At 52.5% G+C, this 406-nt stretch carries 1 protein-coding gene; it reads right to left on the bottom strand.

Annotation, left to right across the window (positions count from 1 at the left end; translation table 11 throughout):
- Positions 1–244 (bottom strand): ExbD/TolR family protein (locus tag D7Y13_RS44120; RefSeq protein WP_208734726.1); only part of this gene is annotated, 244 nt, incomplete at its 3' end.
- Positions 245–406 lie beyond the last annotated feature (162 nt).

Here is a 406-nt window from a genome sequence, read left to right as displayed (position 1 = left end):
CCACAAGGGCAGAATTGGTGGGTTGAGTGAGCGCTTGCACCTGCTGAGCCAAATTATTTAAGGGCGTCGGCTGCTGATTGACGAAAATTCCGCCCTGCGCGTTGAGCGTGATCACGACTTGGCTTTGGGGCTGGCTTTGCGTCGTGTTGGCTCCGGGCAGATTAACGGGCAGACCTTCCGATCGAGTCAAATACAACGTCGAGACAATAAAAAATGTTAGAAGGGCGAAGATCACATCGATCATAGGCACGATATTAATCTGGGGAGGAATATCGGGTTCTTCAGGTAGGCGCATAGGGGGAGGTGCCTCGATCGTAGCGACGGCGATGCAGCAATTCTAGCTGTCCACCAAATTCTTGAATCAGCGCGATTTGGCGGATATACATGCCGCGAAAGGTGTTGGCAC

It is taken from the genome of Corallococcus praedator, assembly GCF_003612125.1.
GTDB lineage: Bacteria > Myxococcota > Myxococcia > Myxococcales > Myxococcaceae > Corallococcus > Corallococcus praedator.
The sequence above is the reverse complement of the archived record's forward strand: the minus strand, read 5'-3'. Positions and strand labels throughout refer to the sequence as shown.